The following is a 24,539-nucleotide window of genomic DNA, read 5'->3' on the forward strand; positions in this document are numbered from 1 at the left end:
GGATGGAAAAGGGTGATGGCGGGGGGTTAGGGGTTGAGCAGCCACCCCAGGGTGGAGGGGTCGTCCCAGCCCACGACCATGCGGTCGGCCTGCGCCTGGTCGGCGAAGTTGCGGCCGAACCTCTCGCCCATGTGGGGCGGGAGCGTACCGCTCCAGAAGTCGGTGACCAGGCTGTTGAACACGCTGGTGTAGCGACCGTGGGAGGCGTAGTAGGCGCCGTAGGCCGAGGTGAGGAAGTGCGTGTCGGCGAGCGCACCGCCCTGAGCCAGGCGTTCGGTGATCTTGTCGACCACGGTGGTGGCCGCGAGCGTGGAGGCGTTGGCGCCCTGGCCCGAGGTCGGGTCCACCGTCAGCACCGCGTCACCGACCCCGAGCACGGGGGTGGTGCCTACGGTGACGACGGGCTGGCGCACCACCGGGTGCACGTACCGCAGCAGCTGGGAGCGCGGGACCAGGTCGGCCCCGGCACACCATTCGGCCAGTTCGGGGGTGTAGGTGGCCAGAACCTGGTGGGCGAAGTCCCCGATCCGCTGCAGGTTCTCCGGGCGTTGTCCCGGTTCGATGTTCTCGGTGGCCGGGTCCAGCGGGCCGCCAGCGCGCGCGTAGATCTGCACCGCGGTGCCCGGGTAGACCTCCGGGTAGGTGGCCGACCCGTTCGCGGTCAGCACCGGATAGCAGAAGATTTCCCCGCCCGGGGTGGTGGTCACCTGCACGTCCGGGCCCGGCGGAGAACCCTCGAAGTGGGCCTGGATAACGGCGCGCACGGTGGCCGGGCGCTCTTGAGGCTGGGCGGGAAACAGCGGTGCCAGATGCGGGTCGCTGTCGCCGGTGGCGACGATGGCCAGGTCATACATGCCGCTGTTGGCGAACCAGAACAGGTCCTCGCGGGTGACGGTCTTGACGTGGATGCGGCCCTTGCGGCGCTCGACCTCCTGCAGCCAGTACGCAGTCTTGGCCCGGTGGTCCACGGCCGTGCCCAACTGGCGCTGGTGGCCCACGAATGACTGCGTCTCGCCCTGCCCCGGAGCCACGGTGAAGCCGATGGTGGAAAAGACCGGGGAGATCTGCTCCCACAGGTCCAGGCCCGCCTTCTTCTCCGCCGCGTGCACGGTGGGGAAGGTCAGCTGGGTCAGCCGCGGGTGGCCGCCCAGGAGTTCCTCGGTGGTGTGGGTGGTGAACACGTCCACGTCCACCCCGGCGGCGAGTAGGCCGGTGGCCACGCCCAACCCGGCGTGGCCGGAGCCGGCGACCATGATGCGGGTCATCGGCGCTCTCCTTCGTCCAGGGCCCAGGTGCACAGGTCGGCCAGCGCGGTGGTCGCCGAGGCGGGGGAGTGGATGTCGACCATGACCACGGGCACCATCTCCTCCAACTGCAGTTCCTCGTGCACCCGGGGAGAGTCGAGGTCGTCCTCGTCGGCCAGGTGCACGACGGTGATGTAGGGAACCGACGCCTGGTTGGCCAGCAGCCGGGCCGCTGAGCGTGAGCGGGCCAGCTCATCAGAGCGGGTGAGCAGCAGGGCGCCGTCGGCTTCGCGCATCAGGTCGGGCCATTGCTCGCGCAGCACCTGTACCTGATGCACACCCAACACGGCCAGGTACAGGTCGGCGTCGATGCGGCTCACCACGCCCTCGACCTCGGTGCGTCCTTCCTGGGAACTCACAGGAAAGGGGTGCTCACCGCTGATGTGGGTGAGAAAGGTGGTGACGTCGCGGTCGTCCTCACCAACCACGACGAACTTGACGGTGTCGGCGCTGTAGGGGGCGCGCTCACGCAGCCGGTCGCGCAACCGCTCTAGCACGTACCGGCCAGGGCCCGTGCGACGCTGGTGGGATCCGGTGTACAGGCACAGGCGGTGCTGGTGGATCAGGTCGCTGACCGCGACCCCGACCACCGCGGGCGGGCAGGCGAGTTGCTCGGCGAGTTCTCCGACTGAGAGCGGGCGACCGATCTGGGCGCAGGCGTCGTAGACACGGCGGACCAACTCGGCGCTGCCCGGACCAGGCGGCGTCGAGCGGGGCATGCGAGCAACGATCGAGTGCACCATCACCTGCACCTGGGGGCAGCGGATCTGCACGCTCTGGCGCGGAACTTCAGGCGCTTGGAGAAGAGAGTTCATGCGGCCACTCCGGTGAGCAACGGTGCCCCCACCTTCGACGACAGTTCCTGGGGCAGAGCATCCTGCAGGTTCTCCACGAGCCGGGTCGCGTCGAAGGCGGCCTGCTTCAACTGGGTGTCGCGGCTGGCGAGTAGGACCAGGCCGCTGGCAGGTGTTGCTTCCAGTACCAGCAGGAACGCGTCGCTCATACGCAGCAGCAGCTGTTCCACCGTGCCGCGCTGTGCGTAGCGGGCGAAACTGCCCGCCATGGAGAACAGCTGGCTGGCGATCGCCGCCCACCGCTCCGCGTCCTCCAACGGCATGGTGGACGAAAAGGCACGAATAAGGCCATCGCGCGTGAAAACCAGAGCACCTTCCACACCGGGATGGTGGTGGACAAACGAGGACAACAGCTCGGGCAGGGGGTCGCTGCCGGTGTCATCCCCTTGGGTAGAGGGGCTGTTCCGAGGTGTCATGAGGCCACTGTTGCGCGCGCATGTGCATAAAGCTATGCCCAGGTCTATGCATCTGTGCATATTCTGAGATGCCCTGTGCATAAACGGGTATGCACGCGGGAGCTTCCGTCATACCACCCCCTTTATGAGCACGAAAGCCCAGGTGAACCGGGTGATGATCTGCGGCAACTGCGGACGGTCCCGTGGTGATGGCACACGAGGATGCGCATGCGTTCCCGTGTGGTTTTGGGACGAGCCCGCAGTGGCCCGTGCGGTGGAGAGCGCCGACGCCGGGGAGGTGATCCGCCAGCTACGGCGCCGCATACCGAGCCTGACACAGTGGGCGATCGCTCGGATGTGCGGTGTTCACCAGAGCACCATCAGCCGCGCTGGCCAGGGCCGCCCTCTCACCGATCCCGACGTGGTCCACGGTGTACTGCATGGATTGGGAGCCCCCACCCCCGGCCAGGCAGCCCTGTCCGCGGTACAGGAGCCAACCCCGTCCGCGCAGAGCCCCGACACAGCAACCCTGGTGGATGTTGAGCTCTTCACCGAGTCCAGCCGCAGCGCTGTGACCAGTGCACACCGGCTCTGGCGCGCCGACCTGCACCACGAAGACCCCCTCACCTGGGCTCTGCCCCCCGCCGACCACCTCAGCGCCCCTGTGCTGCGCTGGATCGTGGCCCCTCCCGCCCTACTCGAGGCCAACGACCAGGCGCCGTTGAGTGTGGGAGCCGACGACGTCCTAGCGATCACCCGTGCTTGTGACCTGTTCGAAGCCCTGGACCACGAGTTCGGAGGGGGGCACGCGCGCACGGCCGCGGTCCAGTACCTCAACAGCGAGGTCACACCTCTCCTGCACGGTAACTTCACCCCCGAAATCGGCCGCTCCCTGTTCAGCGCGGCGGCCAGATTCGCTGCCAAGGTCGGTGCCATGGCCTACGACGCCGGACTGCACGCCCTGGGACGGCGCTACTTTCTGCAATCACTGAACCTGGCACATCTGGCCTCGAACCGGCTCCTGGGAGCCAAGGCTCTGGCCCTGTTGAGCCATCAGGCCAACTTCCTCGGCGAATACCGAACCGCGGTCGACTTCGCCCGCACTGCCAAAACCGGCACCCAAGGGCACAGCACCCCCGCCATCCAGGCCATGCTCGCCGCCATGGAAGCCCGAGCCCTCGCTTCTCTCGGCGAAGAGCGCGCCTGCTCGCGCGCTCTACAGGAGATGGAGACCGCCTTCTCCCGCATCCACCAAGACGAAGAGCCGCCGTGGATGTCCTACTTCGACGCCTCCGAACTTTCCGACGAACTCGCCCACTGCTTCCACGACCTGGGCCACGGAGCCCTAGCGGCCGAGCACGCCTGCCAATCCGTGGACCTCGCGCCCGCCGCCTTCCGCCGCAGCCGTACCTTCGCCGGTCTCATCCACGCTGGTGCCCACCTGATGCGCCCGGGCGGCCCCGACCTAGAAACGGCCTGTGCCACCGCCACCCGCGTCCTCAACGAGGCCGGACGGTTGCGGTCCGCACGGGTCAAGGCCTACCTCGACCGGTTCCAGAAGCAACTGGAGCCCTACGCCCGAACGCCGGCGGTTCGCGAGTTCCGCGACCATGTCACCGAGCGCACTCTCAGCTCCTGATTCACACCCCAGGACGCCAATCGCGTGAGCCCTCAGGGGAGCGGAGCGAAGCCACCCGGCGCCGGGCCTCGGGCAACAAGCGCGGTTCGCGCCTGGTGCGGGCGCACAACCACGCTGTCATCCGCAGCTCCCGCACCGCAACCAAGGTCTCGAACCCTTCCCAGGTGCGTACGTCCCACCCATAGGCGTCGATGAACCGGGCATACTCGCCTGGGCTGAACCAGCCCAGGCGCTCGTACACCGCAGCGATCACCAGATCCCACTCGCGCATGCCCATGCTGAACCGTTCCAGGTCCAGCACTACCGGATGCCCGGCACTGTCTTGGACGATGTTCTTGCGGTGGGCGTCACCGTGCACCGGCCCCACCGGCAGTGCGGACTCCAGCCTTCCCCATGCCTGGCGCAGCTCCACCAGTGTCTGTCGAAGAAAGCACAGGTCGCTCTGGGGTAGGTCGCTGACATGTAGGTAACCCTCCACTCCTTCCAACGGATCGAGCTCGGGCAATCCGAACTGCGGCTCCTGCAGTTGGTGCAATCGGCCCAAGACCGCACCAATCACCTCGGTGCTCGCCGGACGCAGCCCGGTGATCTCCCGCCAAGCGGTCACCACCCACCCCTCACACCGCAGCGGGCCAGCACCGCTGATGGGCTGGGTGACGGGGATGCCGGATTCGGTCAGCCATCGCGCCAGACGCAGCTCCTGACACGCACGGTCGTACTGGGAGGCGGCGCTGATGCGCAACACCGTCCGTTCCTGGGGCAGGAGCACGGTGGCGTTGTCTCCCACCGGGCCGAGCACTGTTGCACCTTGGGAGGAACATCCCAGCATCTCGGCTGCCCGCGCGGCGAGGCTGAGAGCGAAGCCGGCTGTGAGATCGGGCGAAGAAGGAGCGTCCACCCTGTCACTGTAGGGCCGCTGCCGTATCCGGGAAGGGTGATCCGCGCCGTTGATCCGTTTATGGGATTGCGCATCAGAAGGGAACACTGGACGTGATATCAACGTCTCTCAGCCCTCCCTTTCCCAGAGGGAGCTTGCGATTGCCTTGTTTGCCCAACTTTCGTTCTGATTGGCGACGTTCCGCCACCGAACCCCCTGCGGAGCCTGATCGAATGACGTGCGCTAACTGTGGCCGTAGCCGCAGCACCATGGTGACTGGTTGCACCTGTGTTCCCGACTGGTTCTGGGATGAGCCCCAAGTGTCATGCGCTGTGGCTGAGGCAGACGCCGCCGAGGTCATCCGTCAGCTACGGCGACGCGTACCCGCCTTGAAGCAGTGGGCCCTCGCGCGGATGTGCGGTGTTCACCAGAGCACCATCAGCCGGGTTGAGCGCGGCCGCCCGCTCGACCGCAACCTCGCACAAGCAGCTCTCGAAGGCCTCGGCGCCCGGGAACGTACCCACGATGCGTCACGGCCTGACCTTCGCCAACACGAACCTGTGGTGATGGCTGTGGACCGCATGGACCTGGAACAAGAGCGGACGCACGTCCGTGATCTCCTGGCTCACGCCGCTCAGGTCACTGTGGGTGCCGGGGACATCGACCCACGTACTTGGGCCGCCCCTCTGGCAGCGTTCGCCCCCAGCAACTTGCCGCGCCGCATCACCACCGCTGATGTGCAGCAAATCGAAGCCGTCACCCAAGCCTTGCGTGCCGCTGACTATCAGTTCGGGTCAGGAGCGTGCCTGGACGCCATCATCGGACATCTACACCATGCCCAACAGTTCCTGGGCATGCAGATGTCTACGCAGGTCAGCCGCCAGATGTACCGTGCTCTGGCCGATCTTCACAACCTTGCCGGCTGGACTTGCTTCGACGCCGGTCAGTACCGTGCCGCCCGCGGCTACTTCTCCCGCGCCCTCGAACAAGCCCAACACGTTGGTGAGCCCTCCCTGGTCGCCAACATCCTCTACCGAATGGGAAGACTGCACCTGCACCGAGACATGCCGGCCGAAGCACTGCGCTTCCTGCAACTCGGACAGATCGCCGCCCAAGACTCCGGGTGCCAACTCACCGTGGCCCTGCTGTGCGCCAACGAGGGATGGGCCTACGCGGTAGCCGGGGACGTCGCACGATCCCGTCAATCCCTCGGACGCGCCGAAGACGAGTTCGCTCGCGCCGACCCCAACCGGGCACCGGCCTGGATCGGTTTCTTTCAGGAGGCCGACCTGGACGCGCTGACCGGAGTGGCCTGCGCGGCCCTGCCCTCCACCGCCGCCACCTACGACGAAGCAACCACGCGCCTGCGCAGAGCAGTAGCAGTCCGCGGACAACAGATGAGCCGTAGCCAGGCCTTCGAGCTGACGGCCTTGGCCACTGCCCACATCATGGGCGGCGACGCCGATGAAGGAATCACCGTGGCCCACCGGGCGATCCATGCCGCCACCACGCTGCGTTCCACACGCGTGGTGGACCGCCTGGAGCCACTTCGGCGGGCCGCGCACACGCACCGTTCGAACTCCGACCTCGCCGAGGTGGCCACAGCGATTGCTAGGCTGCGCTCACCATGAGTACCTCCCATGTAGCGGCCCAGGCCCCAGCTCCCACCGAAGGTCTCACCCCGGAGCGCCTACACGCCGTCTTGGCCGGGATCTGTGCCCAAGCCGGCCTGGACCCGCGCGACGCTCACCTGATCAAGTTCACCAACAACGCGGTCTTCCGGCTCGCATCGGCTCCGGTCGTGGTGCGGATCGCCGGATCGCGAGCAGTGAGTGAGCGCATCGACACAGTCATCGCGACCGCGCAGTGGTTCGCCCAGCACGAGGTACCCGCGGTCCGCCTTCTTGAAGAGGTTGCCCAACCGGTGGTCGCCGACGGATACGCTGCCACCCTGTGGCACCTGGTACCAGACAGTGGACCACAGGCCACCGGAGCAGGACTAGGGCAGATCCTCTCCCAGATCCACCAGCTCCCCACCCCAGAGTTCGCCCTTCCGCAGTGGTCACCGTTCACCCAGGTACGGACCCGCATCTCCGACGCGGAAGCTCTCGCTGACAACGACCGTGACTGGCTCCTGGAGCGGTGCGCCCAAGTGGAAGAGCAGCTCCACACCCTGGACTACGTCCTTGCCCCAGGGGTGATCCACGGCGACCCGTTCCTGGGCAACCTCATCCCCGGCCCCCACGGCCCCGTAATCTGCGACCTGGACTCCGTGTGCTGGGGACCGCGCGAATGGGACCTGGCCCCCGTCGCGGTGGGCAAACTGCGTATGGACTACGACTACGACGCTCACACGCCGCTGGTCCAGGAGTACGGGTTCGACGTCACCACCTGGCCGGGATTCGACGTACTGCGGCAGGTACGCGAGCTCAAGCTCGTCACGAGCGTTCTGCCGATCCTGCGAAGCCAGCCGACCATTCGTCCCCAGTGGGAACACCGGTTCGCCAGCTTGCGCGCGGGGGACGCCTCCGTGAGGTGGCAGACCTACCGCTAACCCTCGGACGGTGGACCTTCATGCACAAGTGCGGCCTTCGCGCCGTTCTTGCACGCCGCCACCACGGTCCACTCCGCACATGTACGTCAAGACCTGCTGGAGTTGAGCTCGGCTACGGTCGCGTTCGGCAATGACCCGGTCGCGAGCCGCCTGCGCCACAACGTGGAACAGACGTTGCAGGAGTTCCCCAGTTAGAACGCCTGCCACCCTTGAATGGGAGTGCCTTCGCGCAGGTCCTGAATGCGACGCGTCACTTCATCACGAGCCTGTGCGCTGGGAAGTTGGGCCAACCAGGACGTCATCCTCAGCAGCCGGATCTCCCGGAGCACCGGGTAAGCGGGGCTGGTGGTGACGTCGTATCCATAGGCGTCGACGAACTCCTGGCAGGCGTCCGAGGTGACCCAGCCGCATTCGTGTTCGATGGGGGTGAGCACCAGGTCCCACTCCGGTTGTCCCATCGCTACACCGTCCAGGTCCACCCATCCCAGTTGACTGTCCGACGTCACTAGCAGGTTCGCCGCGTGGGCGTCACCGTGGACGAGCCCGTAGGGCAGGTCGTAGGTGAGATCGGTGTACTGCCTGTGCAGGTGGGCGGCCATGCTCTGCAAGAAGGTCCGGTCGGGTTCGGTCAAGGTCACTGCGGCGAGGCGCTGGTCGACCTTGTCGACGGTCGATGCCTCCGGAAGGCTGACCAGGTCGGGGGTGGGGAGCGGCATGTCGTGCAGGGCACGGAGCGCGGCTCCCAGTTGTGCGGGGGTGGCGGGCCTGTGGTGTCGGACTTCGGTCCACCAAGTGACCACACGATCATCACCGGTGCGTACGGGGTTGGTCACCTCGTCGGAAGGCAGCACCGCGGGAACGTGGTGACTGTGCATCCACCGGGCGAGCTGAACGCCGCGTTCCACGAGGGGGCAACGATCGCTGGAGCGTGCCACACGAGCGACCAGACGGTGCTCAGGCAAGCGCCAGACCGCGTTCTCACCCAACCGGATGAGTTCAGGCTCCTGTGCCATCGAAAGGCCGACCGCAGTGCACGCGAGGCGAAGGGTTTTGAGGCTGCTGGCTACGTCGAAGGTCTCGGTGTCCATCGCGCTCATTGTTTCGCACCTCGAGTGAGGTCCCGGACACCGGCCGTCTGCAAAACCCTGAACTCAGGTCGAAGTAGCCGCAACGCAAGTATCGCGGTGACCTCGGGACCAAGGTCCCGATCTTGGCCCGTGGGCACTGGCTACGCTGGCACCACATCCACACCGTTGGATCTGACGTATGGAGGAGTCATCCGCATGGGGACGGCCATCTGTGGCAACTGTGGTCGCCCACGCCAGGCCTCAGTGCCGCTGTGCGAATGCGTCCCCGCCTGGTTCTGGACGGAACCTCAGGTAGCGCGTGCTGTGGCTGAGACAGACGCCGCCGCGGTGATCCGCCAACTCCGCCGTCGGGTACCCGCGTTGAAGCAGTGGGCCATCGCGCGGATGTGTGGCGTCCACCAGAGCACCATCAGCCGCGTGGAGCGCGGTCGCCCCCTCGACCGTAACCTCGCCCACACCGCTCTCGAAGGCCTCGGCGCCTGGGACCACACTCCGCTGTCCCCGCAACCACCCCCACCCCAGCAGTCCGACCCTCTATGGAAGCCTTGGACCTCTGCGGATACCAGCACAGTGAGCTGGCTCAGTAGCGAACTCCAACGCCTGGAACGCGACTACGACGTGCTGCCTTCCGCCTCTGTGCTCGCCGAGGCCGGACAACTCCACGGCGCCCTCATCAGGACCAGCACCAGCTCTGCGTCCCAACTCCACACACTGCTGGGTCTCAGAGGCAGGTCAGCCCTGCTCATGGGACAACTCGTCTGGGATGCTTCCCACCGCAAGGACAGCTCCACCGCGGCCATGTACCTGAACGAAGCGGTCCTGGCAGCCCAAGAGAGCAGGAACCGCACGGTTGCCGCGAAAGCGCTTCTGCGGCGCGCGTTCATCCCTCTCTACAGCAGCGGCGGAGACCTTCACGAAGCCCTGGCCAGCGCGCAACGCGCCTCCCACGCCGCCGAGGGCCACCCCGCGACCCAAGCCTCGGTGGCCCTGCACATCAGCGAGGCCCACGCCCGCATGGGCAACCGTGCCGAGGCCGAACACCACTTGGATGCCGCCGACACCTACGCGGAACAAGCCGACCTCGACTCCGACGAATGGTCGGGGCGCCGCCTGCGCATGGCCGGCTCCATCTACCTCGCCCTCGATCGCCCTGACCGGGCTCAAGCCCTTCTGGAGCAGGCCGTTCCTCTACTGGACGGGCGTGTCAAATCCCAAGCCATCGTGGTCGCCAACCTCGCCTTGGCCCACATACGCCAACGCCGCCCCGATCACGCAGTACAGTCCCTCCAACAGGCCTTGGGCATGGTCGAAACCACTCGGGCTGGCGGTGCCCTCCCCCTGGTCGCCACAGCCTCACGCGAACTACGGCCATGGCGTCGCGAGCCCTGGGTCGCTGACGTCCACGACCGGCTGTTCATCTTCCTCGCTTCCTGAGACCGAAAGCAGCACATGAACACCAGCAAGGAGCAGGTACGCCAGCGTGTCTGGGAACACATGGACACCGCAGGTGCCGGCCGGACCGGCAGCGTCCAAGGCAAGATCCCCGACTTCCACGGCGCACCGCAAGCCGCTCAACGCCTGAGCAAGCATGAACGGTGGCGCACCGCGCACGTGGTCAAGTCCAACCCCGACAAAGCCCAGGCCGAAGTACGAGAGGCCGCGATCGACGCGGGCAAGCAGGTGTACATGGCCGTGCCCCGCCTGGCCAGCCTCCAGCCCTTCTACTCCCTGGACCTTGCCCTGGGAGCGCCGGGGAGGGTTTCCGCGACGAAGGCGTGGGCCGCTGAACACGCCCCGCGGGTGACGGTGTCCCAGATGCGCCCCGTGGATGTGGTCGTGTGCGGAAGCGTCGCCGTCAACACCGCCGGGGTCCGCCTCGGCAAGGGCGCCGGCTACAGCGACATCGAAATGGGCCTACTCGCTGACGCCGGGCTCCTGGGACCTGAGACGTTGATCGTCACCACCGTGCACGACCTTCAAGTCCTCGACGAAGACCTGCCCGAAGGACCCCATGACGCCAGCGTCGACCTCATCGTGACACCGACCCGCACCCTCACCTGCCCACCCCGACGCCGACCCCAGGGCATCTTCGCCGAGGCGTTGAGCACCGAACAGAAAACGACCATCCCGGCACTGCACCCGTACCTCCAAGCTCAGTGAAACGCGACGCAGCACCACGTGCTGGCGTGCCACACCACCATGGCCTCGACACTGCGGCTGAAGATCCTCAGGACCAAAGTCCCGAGCCTGGCCGGAGGCTACTGGTTACGCTGGCACAACCCGAACAGGGTTCACCCTGCATATGGAGGAGTCACCCACATGGGGACGGCCAGCTGCGCCAACTGTGGTCGCCCACACCAGGCCTCGGTTTCAGCGTGCGCATGCATCCCCGTGTGGTTTTGGGCTGAACCGGACGTAACCCATGCTGTAGAGCGAGGCGAAGCTGCTGAGGTCATCCGTCTATTGCGTCGCCGCGTGCGCTGGCTGACTCAAGAACACATCGGCACGATGTGTGATCTGTCCCAGAGCACGATCAGCCGTGTCGAGTCCGGCCGTGATCTGGAAGGAACCCGGGCACAGCGCGTACTCGAAGGCCTGGGCGCCCCAACCGCCGACGTCACTGGAGAGGACGCAGCACACCCTGTTCCAGTGCCACCGGCCACGGGGACCGACGTCGTAGCGGACACACGACTCGCGGCACTGCGACGGACTGTTCATACCTACGATCTGCCTGAGGACGGGCCGATTCGCCCTCTAGGACAGTTGCGACGTTGCGTCGCTGCTGTGGTCCAAGACCGCCTGAACTCGCGCTACGAGCGTCTCCTGGACCTGCTGCCCACCGTGCTGCCCGAGCTGACACGTGCTCTGCACACCCACCACGGCACCCAACGTGCTCACGCGGCCCGGCTTCTGGTCCAGGCCTACCGTGCAGCGGACGCCATCGCCGACAAACGCGGCCTGCATGACCTGTCGGCGCACCTGATTCACATCATGCGCTGGGCCGCCGCCCAGACCGACGACGAGATCGTCCAAGCCATGGTCGCCTACGTGCGCGCGGAGACCTTCTTCACCACCCACAGCTTCGAACTCGGCCGCCGTCACCTCGACACCGTCGCTGACCGACTCACCCTCGCGTCCCCACACGCACAAGCCACCTACGGCGCCCTGCACATGCGCGCCGCCGTGCTGGCCGCCCGCGGGGGAGACCTGGACCGGGGGCGTGAGCACCTGGCCGAAGCACGCCAGGCTGCGGCCTCCACAGCCGAAGGCGTCTACGCCGGGACCGCGTTCGGCCCCGCCTCGGTGCGCATCCACGAGGTCACCTTGGCGGTCGACTCGGGAGAGCCTGTTGACGCCCTCGCCGCCGCGGCCGGCTGGACGCCTCCCCTGACGCTGCCCGCCGAACGCCGCTCCCACTTCTACGTCGACCTCGCCCGCGCCCAAGCAAGCACTGGCCGCCCCGAGCTGGCCCTGTCCGCGCTGGAGAGCGCCTGGCAGACCGCTCCCGAGCACACCCGGGTGCACCCGCAGGTGCGCAGCCTACTCACCGATCTGGTGCGGGGATCGAGCTGTCAACGCTCCGCGGTGACGGCGTTCACCACGACTACGGGTATCCCCCTACGCAACTAGGCTCTGGGCAGTTGGCTACTGGCGTTCCTGGGTTCGATGTGGGTTTGTCACTTGCCCTGCATCATTCAGACCGAATCGCCGAGGGCGCCCGTCCGCTACACCTCTGTGAAGGACAACTGATGGTTCCTCCTGTCCCCAATGCCTGTGTCACCTGCGGAGTAAGTGCCTGGCATCACACCAACACCGATCACGCCTACCAATCACCGTCCCCGCAAGAGCGGGGGATCCGGAGAAACGCCTGGAGCAACCTCAACAAGGCGAAGGCGACCGACGGTGGGCACGACGACACACACCAATGCAGTGAAATCACGCAGGGTGCGCACCCAGAGCGGTCGTTTGCGTAGCGTGTGGCGCGTGAACACGTTGGGAACCCAGCTGCCGCAGGGTACGGGGCGCTGCTGGTGGAATACGAACACTCACGCGCACGCGCTACCTTCCTCAGTCGTGATGTGGCCTGGTTCGAGGCCATCGTCGAACTACTGGAAGGTCGTAGCCGCCTTCAAGGGCTGGCCTAACAGCTGGGACGGACAGTGCCCTGAGGGCGGCATCACGCCTGCGTACTGACAGTAAGCACCCGCCAGGCCCGGATGCCCGCACCGTCACCGAAACCCAGAAGAGGCCCTAAGCGTTGACCAGCAGGTCGGGGAGTTGGTTGAGGGAGTCGATCACCCAGTCCGCCTGCTCGCGCACCACCGGGTCCTCAGCCCACAGATACCCCCACGGGCCCCGACGGATCAGTGCAGTGCGCAACCCGGCCGCGCAGGCGGGCACCACGTCGTTGTCACGGTGATCACCCACGTACACGATCTCCTCCGGCCGCCCCGGCGCCATGTCGACCACGCGTGCAAAAAAGTCCGGGTCGGGTTTGGCCACACCCCACTCACCCGACGTCGCAACCGCATCCACCGGCAGCTCCAGGGCGCGCAGCAGCTCGGCAGCCCGGGACGTCTGGTTCCCGGCGATCCCCACCCACAGGCCCGCCTCCCGCAGCCCTTTCAGACTCGGTCGCACGTCCGGGTACAGGTCCTCGTCCTCGATGAGTTCACCTCGCCCGGCGTCCTCGCGCAGCTGCCGCTCAGCCGCTAGGTCGAAGCCCGGTTGGAAGTACTCAAATGTCTCGGCGTTGTTGCGACCCTCGGCGGTCACCGCGCCCAGTACAGCGGAAAAGGTGTGGCGGGGCACGCCGATCCAGTCGGCCCAACGCCCCCATTCGCGGGTGTCGTCCAGCAGCGTCTCACCTACATCGAATACCACCGACCGAATCATAGGACCTCCCCAACCACCAAGGCGGCTTCTTATGCCGGACACACCCTAGCGAGTACGAAAAACCCGACCAGCCGCCCGGTTCGGCCCCGTGCGACCACTACAGCATGGGGTGGCATCGGCGCCAGAAGATACGAGTGACCTCGTACCGGTGTCTTCAGGGCCACAGTGTGCCTTGTTCCCAGTGACTTGTCGGAGGAGGAGAAGCAACGGGGCGTTGGTTGCGCAGGGCGTGGTAGTCCCGACCGCGGAGCTTGCACTCCTTGGCGGCCTGCTCGGCCCAATCCTTGCCTGTGACGGCCGGGAAGCCAAGTCCCCGTAGGTGCACGCCGATCGTCTCAGCAGCATTGATGACCCCATGCGTTTGCACGTCGAGCACGCAGACATCGTCCTCATGCAGTGGCAAGAGCGGCTCTTCACGGGCTCGTACCACCCGCCATCCGCACTCTCGGAGATGGGTCGCTTTCTCACGGTCCCGGCCCTCGAAACCGCGGTGCCAGTAACTCCCATCGAACTCCACGATGAGGCCCTGTGCGGGCCAGACCATGTCACACCGGTAGAGCCGCGCAGATGTGCGTACCGAAGGGTGGTGAACGTCGAGCCCTGGCAGCGCGAGCGAGAGCGCCAGTTCCATATCAGTCTGTTGGCGGGAGTTGGGAGTTGGTGCGCAACGAGGACAGTTCGACCCCTTGGAGCGTACGAAGACAAGTGTGGACCATGAATGACCACAATCGGCCTTCCACCACACCTTTCGAGCTGACCCGGGCACGACATCGGACGGGGACAACCCACCGTTGCGGGTGGGGTGCCACTCCTTCGCCAAGTCTGGCCGCAGGGTTGCCAGATCGTTGCCGAAGCCCGTGCGGTGTCCTGAACAGTAGGGGCACCCGAGCCCCTTGTTGCGATGGCTGATGGTCATGTCCCAGGCATGTCCACAGGGGCCCAGCCACCAGACTCGCAGGTTCGAGGAGGCAGCGACCGTCGCCAACTCCACGCCGGAATTCTTCGTCGGATGCCACTGCTGAGCAAGGTCAGGCCTGGATTGGATCAGCAGGGAGCCCCCCACGCCAGTGCGCGGCATACGGGAACCCTGTGCGGATCGCTCTCGCCCACAACGCGGGCAACCGCGCCCCTCGGCCTGCGAGCGGCAGACGGCCTCCCACTCGTTTCCGCAGTCTGGACACAACCACCAAGCACGATGCCCAGAGTGCGGTGAGAGGTCTTCAGGGCGTACGTCGCCGTTGCGAGTGGGGTGCCACCGGGCCGCCACAGCCGGATGCGCCACAGCCAGGTTGTGTTTTGCGTGAGGGCGACGCTTGGCACAATAAGGACAACCAGTTCCCTGGACTGCTCTGTGCGAGATTCTGGTCGACCATTCGTGCCCACAAAGGCCCTTCCACCACACGGTACGGTTCGAGCCAGGGAGCACCATCGTCGGTTTCAAGTCCTCGTTCTTGACGAGATCCCATTCGGCGCTCAGACGCGGATGGGTGTGGGCCAGCGACCGGCGCGGCTCACCAGGCCCAGAATCGTGTCCTATGGTGATCAAACCCTGCCGGGCGCCAACGGACTTTGCTACGCAGGCGGGGCAGCCTTCGGTGCACCCGTTGCGGACCCGGTCTGAGACGCGTGCCTGCCAGGAATCGCCACACGAACATAGCCACCATACTTTCTGAGAAGAACCCGCTCCTATCTTCTCTGGTGAGGTCGTGTTTCTCGTAGGGTGCCACTGCTTACCCAGTTCAGGCGATTCCTCTGCAAGGCAGGATCTGGTGAGAGGACGGCGCTTCTTCTCTGCTGCACGCTTGAGGGAACAGGGCCGACACCCTGCCCCCTCAGCGCGGCTACCGATGCGGGCCTTCCACTCATGACCGCAGGTGCCGCACAGCCACCATGCGTGAGTGCCAGCGCCGGCCTTGACATCCCACGGGGTCACACTGTTCAGAGAGGGGTGCCACTCAACGGCCAGTTCAGGAAGTTTCTCTGCGAGAGAACACCCTGCTTTGGGCTTTTGGGGTCCTCGTGGTGGCATGACCTTTTCCTTTCCTCGGGCACGAGGACGATAGAGCACGGCGAGGACATTCCATGACGCTCGCGTGGTGGCCTGTAGGCGACTAGGGGAAATAATGCCAATAATGAATAACGCGAACTTCAGGCGTTTTGGGTGCAATGGAGCCTTGTGTCCACAAAGTGTGCCTGCGCCCTTGCATGCAGCGACACCGGGCAAGGACCGGAAGGAAACCGCAGTGGGGGCACCCGTGGGCAGGTGTGCGCTTTCGGGACCGACCGCCCCGGCCGCACTCCAGCCGAGAATCGCCAAGCGCATCCTTCTCACCGGCGGCCGCGGCTTGGTCAGCCTGGACCACCTCAGCGGCATCGTCTGATGCGCAACCGTGCCGCCAAGGTCTCAAGCGCGTCGATAACTCCAGGCCTGCCCCGTGCCCCGGTACTCCTCGACCGGTATCGGCACCACCCCCTCGGGCATGTGGGACGTATAAAGCAGCCCGTGCAAGTGGTCGACCTCGTGTGCCACCAGACGGGCCAGAGCGTCAGTGAACACCGTGATCGCCGTACCGCCGCCCACCAGAGCGTGTTCCACCTCGACGCGTCGTGGGCGTGGCACGAGTCCACGCACGTCGAAGAAGCTCAAGCATCCCTCGTACTGGGAATCGAACTCGGGTGAGGAATCGATGATCCTCGGGTTGAGCAGAACCAAGGGCACGGCGTCGAGGTCAGGTGGAAACACGATCGCGGCAGCCCGGTCGATTTCGATCTGCGCGGCCGACGCCATCACCCGCCTGGTGCCGTCACCGGTCACCAGTGTCTACGCGCTCAGCCCCACCACCTCCACCTGGCGTCCCCACGTGGAGGTGGAGGAGTCCGCGCACGTACTCCTCGCCCACAGCGACGGGGTGAGGGGCACCATGTACCTCTCACGCCACGATGACCGCCAGGACATGATCGACCTGATCGCTGAGCACGGGCGTATCACCATCACCGACAGCCACGCCCGAATCAGCGTCCACGCACCGGGCGGGCTGGAGCACACCATGTCGGTTCAGGCCGCTGACCATCCCTGGGCGCAGATGCTGCGCTTCCACACCAACAGCCTGGGGGACGCCTCGGTCGACCGCTCCGAAGCCCGCATCGGGGTGCTCAGCGTCTCCCTCATCCAGGCCGCCTACACCTCCCTGAGGTCGGGCAGCCCCGAACCGCTTCCCGCTGTCACAACGCACATGGAAGGAGCGGCCTGATGGGATTCACCTGGCCGCCTGTGGATGCTGAAGTCCGTGCCGCCGTCGACCGACAGCTCGGCGAGACCGTTTCGATCTATGACCGGTCCGGAATCATCGCCCGCTTCGAGGACGCCTTCGCCGCCCGGCACAGCGTCAGCTTCGCCCTGCTGACCAGTTCGGGAACGGCGGCGTTGCACTCGGCCTACTACGCGCTGGACATCGGGCCCGGGGACGAGGTGCTGGTGCAGGACTACACCTTCTTCGCCACCGCCACCCCACTGTTCCAGCTCGGAGCGGTGCCAGTCCTGGTGGACGTGGACTCCGTGGGCACCGTTGACCTGGACCAAGCCGCCAGGCTCCTCACCCCCAGGACCAAGGCGTTGGTCATCACCCACATGTGGGGGCACCCCCAGGACACACTGCGCCTTAGGCAGTTCTGCGACCAGAACACGATCGCCCTCGTCGAGGACTGCTCCCACGCCCATGGCGCCGCCCGAGAGGGTGTTTCCGTGGGGCAGCTCGCTGACGCGGCCTGCTGGAGCTTGCAGGGCCGCAAGACCATCACCGCTGGCGAAGGGGGCCTGCTGGCCACACGCCACCAGGATGTGTACGAGAAGGCGACGCTGCTGGGACACTTCAACAAGCGCGCCCTGGCCGAGGTGGACACGGCCTCGCCGCTGTACCGCTACGCCGAAACCGGGCTGGGCCTGAAGTACCGGGCGCACCCGCTCGGCTTGGCGATGGCCGAGGTGTACCTGTCACGCCTGGACGGTTGGCTGGAGCACCGGTGCCAGCACGCCAAACGGATCGAAGCCGTGCTCGCCGGGCGAGCGGGGATCGAGATTCTGACACCGGTCGGTCCTGGGCACACCCCGACGCTGTACGCCTTCGTGTTCACCATCGACCCGGGCCGGGCTGGGTTCACCCGTGAGGACCTGCTCGGCGAGTTGCTCCTGTTGGGTTGCACCGACGTGAGTGATTGCGATGCGATGCGTCCCCTGCACACCTACCCGGCCTTCACCCAGCTGCGTTCCCCCGTGGCCACCTACCCGCCTACGCCGCGTCATGGCGACCTCAGCGGGGCGGAGTGGATCGCCGCCCACTCCCTGCGCGTGGCCGTGCCAGCCGACGACTCGGACCAGGCCGATCGGCACACCCAAGCGGTCGTCGATGCCCTGGAAACCGCCTTGGACAGGCTGGGGCGAGGCTAGTGTCAGGCTCATGAGTATCGACGTTCAAGCCCTGTCGGAGAGTGCCCGCCGCGACGGGATCGGCAAGGTCGTTGTCGGGGCGGTCATCCACCACCTCGGCCAGGTACTGATCCTGAGGCGCAGCAGCTCGGATGACTTCCTCCCTGGGATCGAGGAGCTGCCCTCCGGCGGTGTCGACGCGGGCGAAACCCTCTTTGAGGGGCTGGCACGGGAACTCTCCGAGGAGGTGGGACGGGTCCGTGGCCTCGACCTTGACCCAGATTTCGTGTCGGTGTTCGACTACGTATCGGGGAGCGGTCGCCGGGCCCGGCAGTACACCTTCGCCCTGCCCTATGACGGGGCGGAGGTCGTTCTGTCCGACGAGCACACCGCTTACCGCTGGGTGCAGCCCGACCAGCTTGGGGACAGCGATCTCACCGAGGAGTCGAAGCAGACGATCCAGGAGTGGTCGAGGTCCACCACTCGGGGCGCCTGACCCCGGTCCACACGACCCCGCATCCGGGACACGGACAACAGCGTGTCGGCCTCGTCCTGATACGTACCCGGCGGACCATGTTCTCACCAGAGAACGCATATCCGGCCCCAGCTTGGCCTCGGCACCAGGGCCGCTGCGGTGAGTGTTCACAGGGTTCGCTGGCCAGCGAACCAGGTACCGCACTCGCTCACCTCAGCGATCACCATTTCCTCCACCGCTCGGGGTTCCTGGTCCAGCCACACCACGTCGGCACTGCACCGGGCCCCTTTGGCCTGAGGGCGTGCGCCTCACTCTCTGCTTCAACCGCCAGCAGGGTCCTCTGGTGGCCGGTACCCTTCCTCTTCCCCTCGCGCCTCCATGCCGCCCCTTCCGCCACCGTGTTCCTTGCCCGTGAGACGAAGCAACCGATCGTCTATGACGCCACCGCGCAATGGGAGGAGAGACTACGAGATCGGCTCCCTCGGATCCCGGAGCTAGGAACACGCCCTTTCGTATAGTTCGTAGGGCCCTTTCCATGGCACCGCAACTGAGGGTCGTGGCGATGATTCTCCTGCTCACCTGCCAGGATCGTGGCTGGATCGACGAACTGGTACTTGTCGTTCTGTTTCTAGCGCGGGAACCACGTTTCCCGGGGCGTCCAGCCACACCTGCTGACCGTGTGGTGTGACCGTCACACCGAACCGTGTGTGCGAGGGCTTACCCACATCCACCCACCAACGGTAGGACGACTCCAGTTCCGCGAACAGCCTTCGTGATCCGTGCTGGCGCACGGCATACTCGGCACTCTCAGGTTCGACGCGCCATGACGCCCACGACCGCGAACCCGGGTCCATCAGGTAGACCGTGTACCGCTCAGAGGCGGAATCGTCGTGGTCGTAGACCAGAGTCGACGTCATTCCCGGAACACGCAGGCCGATCGCGAAACCGGCGTCGAAGTCACCCACGGGCTCATAGGGGTGCAACCGCGTACTCGCCTCACTGACGTCGTGTTCGGCCCGTACCCGGTCCTCGACGGAGCCGTGCGGGGGGCGTTGGGCCCGCGTCCACATGAACGCGGCATCGCCGTCGAAGCGACCCACCGCCACCCCGCGGTCGACCTTGAGCCGCAGCAGTGCCCCACTGTGGAAAGCCGTGCCGAACGGAACGACCACAATCCCGCCTGATCGGGTCTGTTCCACCCACGCATAGGGGACGGTGCCGACGGCCGCAGTCGCCACAACCCGATCGAACGGGGCCCGCGGCGGGTACCCCTTCTCTCCGTCCGCGGTGACGACCTTGACCGGCCATCCTGCCCGCTCCAACGCCACGGTGGCTTGCTCGGCCAACTGGGTATCGATCTCCACCGTGGTGACGTTCTCGGCTCCCACCACCGACGCCAGCAAAGCCGCGTTGTACCCGCTTCCCGTGCCGACCTCCAACACGGACAGGCCAGGAGACAGATCAGCGCTCTCCAACATCATGGCGACGACGGTGGGCATGGACGCGGTGGAACTGACGTATCCGTTCCCGGAGTCCTCCCCGTCGTCGAGCTGCACGGCGATGGGAGCGTCGGCATAGCAGGCGCGCAGCCACGCTGCGGGATCATCGCCGCGACAGAGCGGCGCGGGCTTGCCGTCAGCGTCGCGGACCCAGATCGTGTCGGGGATGAACCGGTGGCGGGGCACCTGGAGAAAGCTGTCCCGCCACGCCGCGGGCATCTGATCGGCGAGGCGGGACTGCAGGAGGTCGGGGTCGCTCACTTGTCGTCTCGCTCGTGCTTGCCGCCGACGGAGCCGCCATCGTTGGGGGTGGGTGGGGGCGGCGGCTTGTCCTTCTGGCCGTCCCAGCGGGACGGGTCGTCATGCTTTGCCATGGGGGTTTCCTCAGTGGTTTGGAAGCGGAAAAGCACGTCTCTGTGAGCGTAGTTTTCCTATCACCCACTGTTATGGCTTTCGGCCGAGAGCGGCCACCGGCAGCCTCGCATGTGTAGCTACGCAGGGACGGGGAAACAGCCTCAGCTGCTTCCCCAGTAGCCGCGCGACCGAGATCCCTCCAACGTGGGAACCCTCAGGAAGACCAGGATTGAGGGCGCATCGGTGCCCAGGGTATGGAGCTGTGGACGGACGTGGTGCAGCCCCGTGGGGTGAGCTCTGGGCGGTACCTGCTCCCCGGTGCAGGTCTGGATCATGCCGTAGCCGCTCTGGGGCTTAAAAGAGGCGCCTGGCTCATGCCCACGGAATAGGTCATCCATCCTGGCCGGAGTCGTGGCGCAGCACCTGGGCCTCGGCTGGTCCACACGTGATCCTCCAGACTCACAACACAGCCCAGGAACGCCGCACGGACTTTCCGGAAACCGCACCCAGCGCTGCCACGGGCGGGCCAGGATGGGCCCATGGCCAAACAACCGTTCGGGCCTGCGACGACATCGTTGAGCACACACGTACTCCTCCTCGATGGCGGCAAGGTGCTGATGATGCGTCGTGCCCTCGACGACGCCTATGCCCCAGGGCTCTGGCATGCCAGCGTGGCGTGCAGGGCTGAGCTCGGGAAGGGCCTGCTGTCCGCTGCGGCCCGCCAAGCACACGAGGAACTGGGCGTTGTTCTTGAGCCATCGGACCTGCAGTTCGCCCACGTCGTTCACAGCCAGGAAAGCCGGGACCAGGCCTGGGCCCACTTCTTCTTCGTCTGTCGACGTTGGCAAGGCACACCGGTCAACCGGGAACCCCACAAGTACACGCACCTCAGCTGGTGGCCCGCTCACAAACTGCCTGCGGACACGGTCGATTACTGCGCCCAGGCTGTCGCACTCCTGTTGTCGGGCACCCGGTTCTCCCAGTACCCGCCCAACGCTGCCCACGCCGTACACCGTTCACCTGAGCCCCAGACCACACAGCTGGGAGACGCAGGCGTTCCTGGTTCTCTGGCCCGCGTGCTCGGCGACATCGCCGATGAACGCCGTCGCCAACAGACCCTGTACGGAATCCAGCGCCTGCCCTCGGGCACCGACTCCAAACACGAACTCCAGGCCGCCCAGGCCCAGGCTCGGGTTGACACGGCCGGTGAAGGCCTCACCTGGTGGGACCTGGCCTTCGAGGAGCTGTGCGAGGCGCGTGCGACCGAGGACCCGCAAGAACTCTACGCAGAACTGATCCAAACCTGCGCCGTCCTGACGCAGTGGGCACAGAGCATTCCCCGACCCTGAAAAGGAATCATGAGGTCCTACACCATCAACCTGCCGGACACGGTCACCGACGAGCAGTACACCCGGCTGATGCACTCCTCTTATGAGTCCGCAGCTGCCGCATGCGGCGGAGAGCGGAACGTCGAAGTCATCGATGATGGCAAACAGCCCTACACCGATCACCAGAAACAGTGGGAGACCTCCGGGCAGAAGCACCGCTGGAAACCCCGCCAGGAGGCCAGCACAAGCGAACCCCACGGTGCTGCGGACCTTCCCACCCTCAGGTTCACCCCCAGCCCGTTGTCGTTGATCTACACAGCCGCGCAGCTCCTCGACACCGTGGCCCCGCTGTATCCAACACCGGTCAACCTGTACATGGAAAACGTGAACTCGCCAGAGCCGGAGATCTCTTTCCAACTGGATGCAGTGGTGGACCAGGACGACCGGACACGTTCGGTGGACATCTTCGCTGACGCCCTTGGTGCGGAGGCGCTTACCGATCCCTCAGGACGCAAATCGTTCACCACCCTTTTCCAGGGCGTGAAGCTCACCGTGACTACAGGGCCCATGAAAGACCAGACGTGGTGCCCTCCAACCTCATGGGACTACCAGGCCGGTCAACATGCCGAGGAACTCCTGATGCTAAGCGCCTTTCCTGAAGTTCTGCGCGTAACCCCAGGCCAGAACGCGGCAGCGGGCGCGTGTTGACAAGGACCTCGCTGGGGGTTGGATCGAGGTTGTAGCCATCGTCTGACCACCCGGCGAGGTCGTGATCAGTATGCGCCCGCCCACCGTGTTCGCCCAAGCCCCCACCAGCGACATCACCCACCTGCACCACGAGCTCAAAGGTCGATGGAGAGTGGCCCTGCGAGCGGTGATGGTCCTGCTGTCCCTGCACGGCCTCCCACCCGCCCAGATCGCCGCCCTGCTGGACTATGACCCCGCCACCGTGCGCCGTTGGATCAACCACTACAACCACGAAGGCATCCGCGGCCTGGCCGACCGGCCCCGCACGGGGCGCCCCCGCCTGGGCGGGCCACGGCTGTGCGCGCGGATCACCGCGCTGCTCAGGCGCCCCGGCCCCTGGACGCTGATGCGCCTGTGGCGCTACCTGGGCCGACCCCGCATGAGTGCGCGCACCCTGTACCGCCGGGTGCGCCAGGTCGCCCTGTGGCGCCGACCCAAAGCCATCGCCCGCGGCGACCCCGCACGCGCAGCCGTGCTGGCCGCCCTCACCGCCCGCATGCGTCTGCTCCCGGCCGGGGCGGTTATCTGGGTCGAAGACGAGACCCACCTACATCTGCTGCCCACCCTGCACGCGACCTGGACACTGCGCGGACACCGTCCCCGCATCCTCACCCCGGGCCGCAACCGGCAGATCACGGTGTTGGGAGCGCTGGAGGTGAGGACCGGCACCTGGGTCTACCGGCTGGGGAAGCGGAGCGCGGCCGACTTCGTGGCCCTGCTGGAACAGGTGGTGGCCGCTTTCCCGACCGCTCCGGCGATCGTGGTGGTCTGCGACAACGACAGCATCCACCATGCCCGCCTGGTGCGGCAGTTCGTGGCCGCCCATCGGGGTCTGCACGTGTGGTTCGGGGCGCGCTACAGCCCGCACGACAACCCGGCCGAACGCGTCTGGGCCGCGTTGAAGGCGTATGTGGCCAACACCGCGGTCAGCTGGCCGGGCCGACGACGGCAGGTGCATGCCTTCTTCCGGTCCCGTTCACCCGATCAGCTACTGGTCACCGCCGCCCCCTGGACCAGCCCGTGGTTCCCCGCTGGTTACGCGCAGAACTTCAGGAAAGGCGCTTAGCCAGGGTCCTTCGCACCCTGGACTCCACGCACCTACACCGACTCCAGGTCCACTCCTACGCGGAGAAGGGCATCTTTCTGAGCAATCTCACTGTGACGGCCGAAGGGTTTCAGCTTCTCGAAAAAATGAACGGATCCGCCGTCGAACCCGAGAGTACAGGTCGCCACGTCTTCACCGAGTTGATCGCTGATCGGCAGCTGTCGGTCTACCGGTTGGCTTGAAGAAGACAGGTCACCACCGAGCCCTCACATCTTCGATGTAGCCCAGCGAGGTGTGGTGGCGTACGCCGTGTGCGTCCTGCCACTACACCCGCTGCCCTGAGGCCGTGACCGTCAGGCCGAAGCCCTGTCGCTGAGGGCGACCTGCGGGCCACCCACCAGCGAGAGACCACCTCGACCTCATCGAACAGTCGATGGCGCCAGTCGACGCCCAGGAGGCGAAGGACACCAGTGACCCCACCCCACCTGCACCAGGCCTGGCAGCACGCGCTCAGCGCCCTGGAGCTGACCACACCACCTGCGCACACACCGCACCAGGGTGTGGGCGGCCGGACCCTGAGCGGCCCCGTCACCCGTACTGACGGGTCCTCGGCGTGGCTGCGTGTGGCGTCAGCGCCCCGGCCGGGCGGCCGGATGTGGGAGGGCAACCTCGTGGCTGAGAAGACCTTGCCCGCCCACATTCCCCGACCCCGGTTGCTGGCCGCACACGAGTGGGGCTCGGGGCCGGTGTTCCAAGCGCTGGTGTTCTCCCGCCTGAACGCGCTCCCGGTGTCCCCGACACCGGACCTGCAAGGCCCGCCCGCCCTCGACTCCGCCTGGTGGACGAGCCTGCGCGCGACCCTGCACCAGCTCCAACAGGTCCCCGCCCTTGCGGGCCGACACAGCCACACCCCCGGGTTCATCGAACGCCTACCCACCCACCTTCCCGAAATCGGCCAAGCAGGAGTGGACCTGGCCGTTCGCGCCTGGGTGACCTCGCACGCGGACCTGCACTGGGCCAACCTCACCCGCACTCCGCTGACCCTGCTGGATTGGGAAGGG

At 66.3% G+C, this 24,539-nt stretch carries 22 protein-coding genes and 1 pseudogene; 13 read left to right on the forward strand and 10 right to left on the reverse strand.

Going from position 1 to position 24,539, the window contains the following annotated elements:
- Window positions 1–26 precede the first annotated feature (26 nt).
- From ACSIH6_RS16825 to ACSIH6_RS16835, 3 genes are read right to left on the reverse strand one after another with little or no spacing between them, the layout of a single operon-like run.
- Window positions 27–1,265 (reverse strand): NAD(P)/FAD-dependent oxidoreductase, encoded by a 1,239-nt coding sequence (locus tag ACSIH6_RS16825; RefSeq protein ID WP_435109246.1) that lies wholly within the window; start codon window positions 1,263–1,265, stop codon window positions 27–29.
- Entirely contained in the window at window positions 1,262–2,119 is an 858-nt protein-coding gene (locus ACSIH6_RS16830) for a GTPase domain-containing protein (protein ID WP_435109247.1), read from the reverse strand. The genes ACSIH6_RS16825 and ACSIH6_RS16830 overlap by 4 nt, the downstream gene beginning before the upstream one ends.
- Complete coding sequence (locus ACSIH6_RS16835; RefSeq protein ID WP_435109248.1) at window positions 2,116–2,655, reverse strand: roadblock/LC7 domain-containing protein; 540 nt, start codon at window positions 2,653–2,655, stop codon at window positions 2,116–2,118. The genes ACSIH6_RS16830 and ACSIH6_RS16835 overlap by 4 nt, the downstream gene beginning before the upstream one ends.
- A 160-nt stretch (window positions 2,656–2,815) precedes the next feature.
- On the opposite strand from ACSIH6_RS16835, the gene ACSIH6_RS16840 reads away from it, so the two are divergent.
- Complete coding sequence (locus ACSIH6_RS16840; RefSeq protein WP_435109249.1) at window positions 2,816–4,192, forward strand: NsdA family TPR-like regulatory protein; 1,377 nt, start codon at window positions 2,816–2,818, stop codon at window positions 4,190–4,192.
- 1 nt (window position 4,193) lies between these two features.
- Here ACSIH6_RS16840 and ACSIH6_RS16845 read toward each other — a convergent pair whose 3' ends face one another.
- Window positions 4,194–5,090 carry a phosphotransferase enzyme family protein gene (locus ACSIH6_RS16845; protein WP_435109250.1) on the reverse strand — a complete coding sequence of 299 codons (897 nt, stop codon included), beginning with the start codon at window positions 5,088–5,090 and terminating at the stop codon, window positions 4,194–4,196.
- A gap of 248 nt (window positions 5,091–5,338) precedes the next feature.
- Between ACSIH6_RS16845 and ACSIH6_RS16850 the strand changes: the two genes are divergently transcribed.
- Complete coding sequence (locus ACSIH6_RS16850) at window positions 5,339–6,700, forward strand: NsdA family TPR-like regulatory protein (protein ID WP_488186000.1); 1,362 nt, start codon at window positions 5,339–5,341, stop codon at window positions 6,698–6,700.
- Entirely contained in the window at window positions 6,697–7,623 is a 927-nt protein-coding gene (locus ACSIH6_RS16855) for a phosphotransferase enzyme family protein (RefSeq protein WP_435109252.1), read from the forward strand. Before ACSIH6_RS16850 ends, ACSIH6_RS16855 begins: the two co-directional genes overlap by 4 nt.
- Before the next feature lie 191 nt (window positions 7,624–7,814).
- On the opposite strand, the gene ACSIH6_RS16860 is transcribed toward ACSIH6_RS16855, so the two are convergent.
- Window positions 7,815–8,711 carry a phosphotransferase enzyme family protein gene (locus tag ACSIH6_RS16860; protein WP_435109253.1) on the reverse strand — a complete coding sequence of 299 codons (897 nt, stop codon included), beginning with the start codon at window positions 8,709–8,711 and terminating at the stop codon, window positions 7,815–7,817.
- Window positions 8,712–9,095: 384 nt separating this feature from the next.
- Between ACSIH6_RS16860 and ACSIH6_RS16865 the strand changes: the two genes are divergently transcribed.
- The 3 genes from ACSIH6_RS16865 (at window position 9,096) to ACSIH6_RS16875 (ending at window position 12,341) form a co-directional block, all read left to right on the forward strand.
- On the forward strand, window positions 9,096–10,145 hold the full coding sequence (locus ACSIH6_RS16865) for an NsdA family TPR-like regulatory protein (RefSeq protein WP_488186002.1): 1,050 nt from the start codon (window positions 9,096–9,098) through the stop codon (window positions 10,143–10,145).
- A gap of 15 nt (window positions 10,146–10,160) precedes the next feature.
- The gene (locus ACSIH6_RS16870) at window positions 10,161–10,871 is read left to right on the forward strand and encodes a 5-formyltetrahydrofolate cyclo-ligase (RefSeq protein ID WP_435109255.1); all 711 of its coding nucleotides are present in this window, start codon (window positions 10,161–10,163) and stop codon (window positions 10,869–10,871) included.
- A 624-nt stretch (window positions 10,872–11,495) separates the two neighbouring features.
- Window positions 11,496–12,341, forward strand: coding sequence for a transcriptional regulator (locus tag ACSIH6_RS16875; RefSeq protein ID WP_435109256.1), 846 nt, complete (start codon window positions 11,496–11,498; stop codon window positions 12,339–12,341).
- Between the two features lie 621 nt (window positions 12,342–12,962).
- On the opposite strand, the gene ACSIH6_RS16880 is transcribed toward ACSIH6_RS16875, so the two are convergent.
- The 4 genes and pseudogenes from ACSIH6_RS16880 to ACSIH6_RS16895 all read right to left on the reverse strand — a co-directional run bounded on the left by ACSIH6_RS16880 (window position 12,963) and on the right by ACSIH6_RS16895 (window position 16,422).
- On the reverse strand, window positions 12,963–13,595 hold the full coding sequence (locus tag ACSIH6_RS16880) for an HAD family hydrolase (RefSeq protein ID WP_435109257.1): 633 nt from the start codon (window positions 13,593–13,595) through the stop codon (window positions 12,963–12,965).
- Between the two features lie 166 nt (window positions 13,596–13,761).
- The gene (locus ACSIH6_RS16885; RefSeq protein ID WP_435109270.1) at window positions 13,762–14,238 is read right to left on the reverse strand and encodes a DUF559 domain-containing protein; all 477 of its coding nucleotides are present in this window, start codon (window positions 14,236–14,238) and stop codon (window positions 13,762–13,764) included.
- Window positions 14,239–14,277: 39 nt separating this feature from the next.
- Window positions 14,278–15,981: pseudogene (locus ACSIH6_RS16890) on the reverse strand (zinc-ribbon domain-containing protein); the annotation flags it as partial.
- 30 nt (window positions 15,982–16,011) lie between these two features.
- Entirely contained in the window at window positions 16,012–16,422 is a 411-nt protein-coding gene (locus tag ACSIH6_RS16895; RefSeq protein WP_435109258.1) for a peptide deformylase, read from the reverse strand.
- Between ACSIH6_RS16895 and ACSIH6_RS16900 the strand changes: the two genes are divergently transcribed.
- Genes ACSIH6_RS16900 through ACSIH6_RS16910 form a run of 3 tightly spaced genes read left to right on the forward strand, consistent with a single transcriptional unit; the run spans window position 16,406 to window position 18,526 of the window.
- On the forward strand, window positions 16,406–16,858 hold the full coding sequence (locus tag ACSIH6_RS16900) for a hypothetical protein (RefSeq protein ID WP_435109259.1): 453 nt from the start codon (window positions 16,406–16,408) through the stop codon (window positions 16,856–16,858). The genes ACSIH6_RS16895 and ACSIH6_RS16900 overlap by 17 nt on opposite strands.
- Window positions 16,858–18,051, forward strand: a complete 1,194-nt coding sequence (locus ACSIH6_RS16905) for a DegT/DnrJ/EryC1/StrS family aminotransferase (RefSeq protein ID WP_435109260.1) — start codon at window positions 16,858–16,860, stop codon at window positions 18,049–18,051. The genes ACSIH6_RS16900 and ACSIH6_RS16905 overlap by 1 nt, the downstream gene beginning before the upstream one ends.
- Before the next feature lie 10 nt (window positions 18,052–18,061).
- A complete protein-coding gene (locus ACSIH6_RS16910) occupies window positions 18,062–18,526 on the forward strand; it encodes an NUDIX domain-containing protein (RefSeq protein WP_435109261.1) in 465 nt (154 codons plus the stop codon).
- A gap of 554 nt (window positions 18,527–19,080) precedes the next feature.
- Here the strand turns inward: ACSIH6_RS16910 and ACSIH6_RS16915 are convergent.
- Complete coding sequence (locus ACSIH6_RS16915) at window positions 19,081–20,265, reverse strand: methyltransferase domain-containing protein (RefSeq protein WP_435109262.1); 1,185 nt, start codon at window positions 20,263–20,265, stop codon at window positions 19,081–19,083.
- Window positions 20,266–20,897: 632 nt separating this feature from the next.
- Between ACSIH6_RS16915 and ACSIH6_RS16920 the strand changes: the two genes are divergently transcribed.
- From ACSIH6_RS16920 to ACSIH6_RS16935, 4 genes are all read left to right on the forward strand, one after another.
- On the forward strand, window positions 20,898–21,707 hold the full coding sequence (locus tag ACSIH6_RS16920; protein WP_435109263.1) for an NUDIX domain-containing protein: 810 nt from the start codon (window positions 20,898–20,900) through the stop codon (window positions 21,705–21,707).
- A gap of 9 nt (window positions 21,708–21,716) precedes the next feature.
- A complete protein-coding gene (locus tag ACSIH6_RS16925) occupies window positions 21,717–22,394 on the forward strand; it encodes a hypothetical protein (RefSeq protein ID WP_435109264.1) in 678 nt (225 codons plus the stop codon).
- Between the two features lie 70 nt (window positions 22,395–22,464).
- Window positions 22,465–23,499, forward strand: coding sequence for an IS630 family transposase (locus tag ACSIH6_RS16930; RefSeq protein ID WP_435109269.1), 1,035 nt, complete (start codon window positions 22,465–22,467; stop codon window positions 23,497–23,499).
- Window positions 23,500–23,948: 449 nt separating this feature from the next.
- A partial coding sequence (locus tag ACSIH6_RS16935; RefSeq protein ID WP_435109265.1) for a phosphotransferase occupies window positions 23,949–24,539 on the forward strand: 591 nt, incomplete at its 3' end.

It is taken from the genome of Nocardiopsis synnemataformans (assembly GCF_965343085.1).
Taxonomy (GTDB): Bacteria; Actinomycetota; Actinomycetes; order Streptosporangiales; family Streptosporangiaceae; genus Nocardiopsis; species Nocardiopsis alborubida.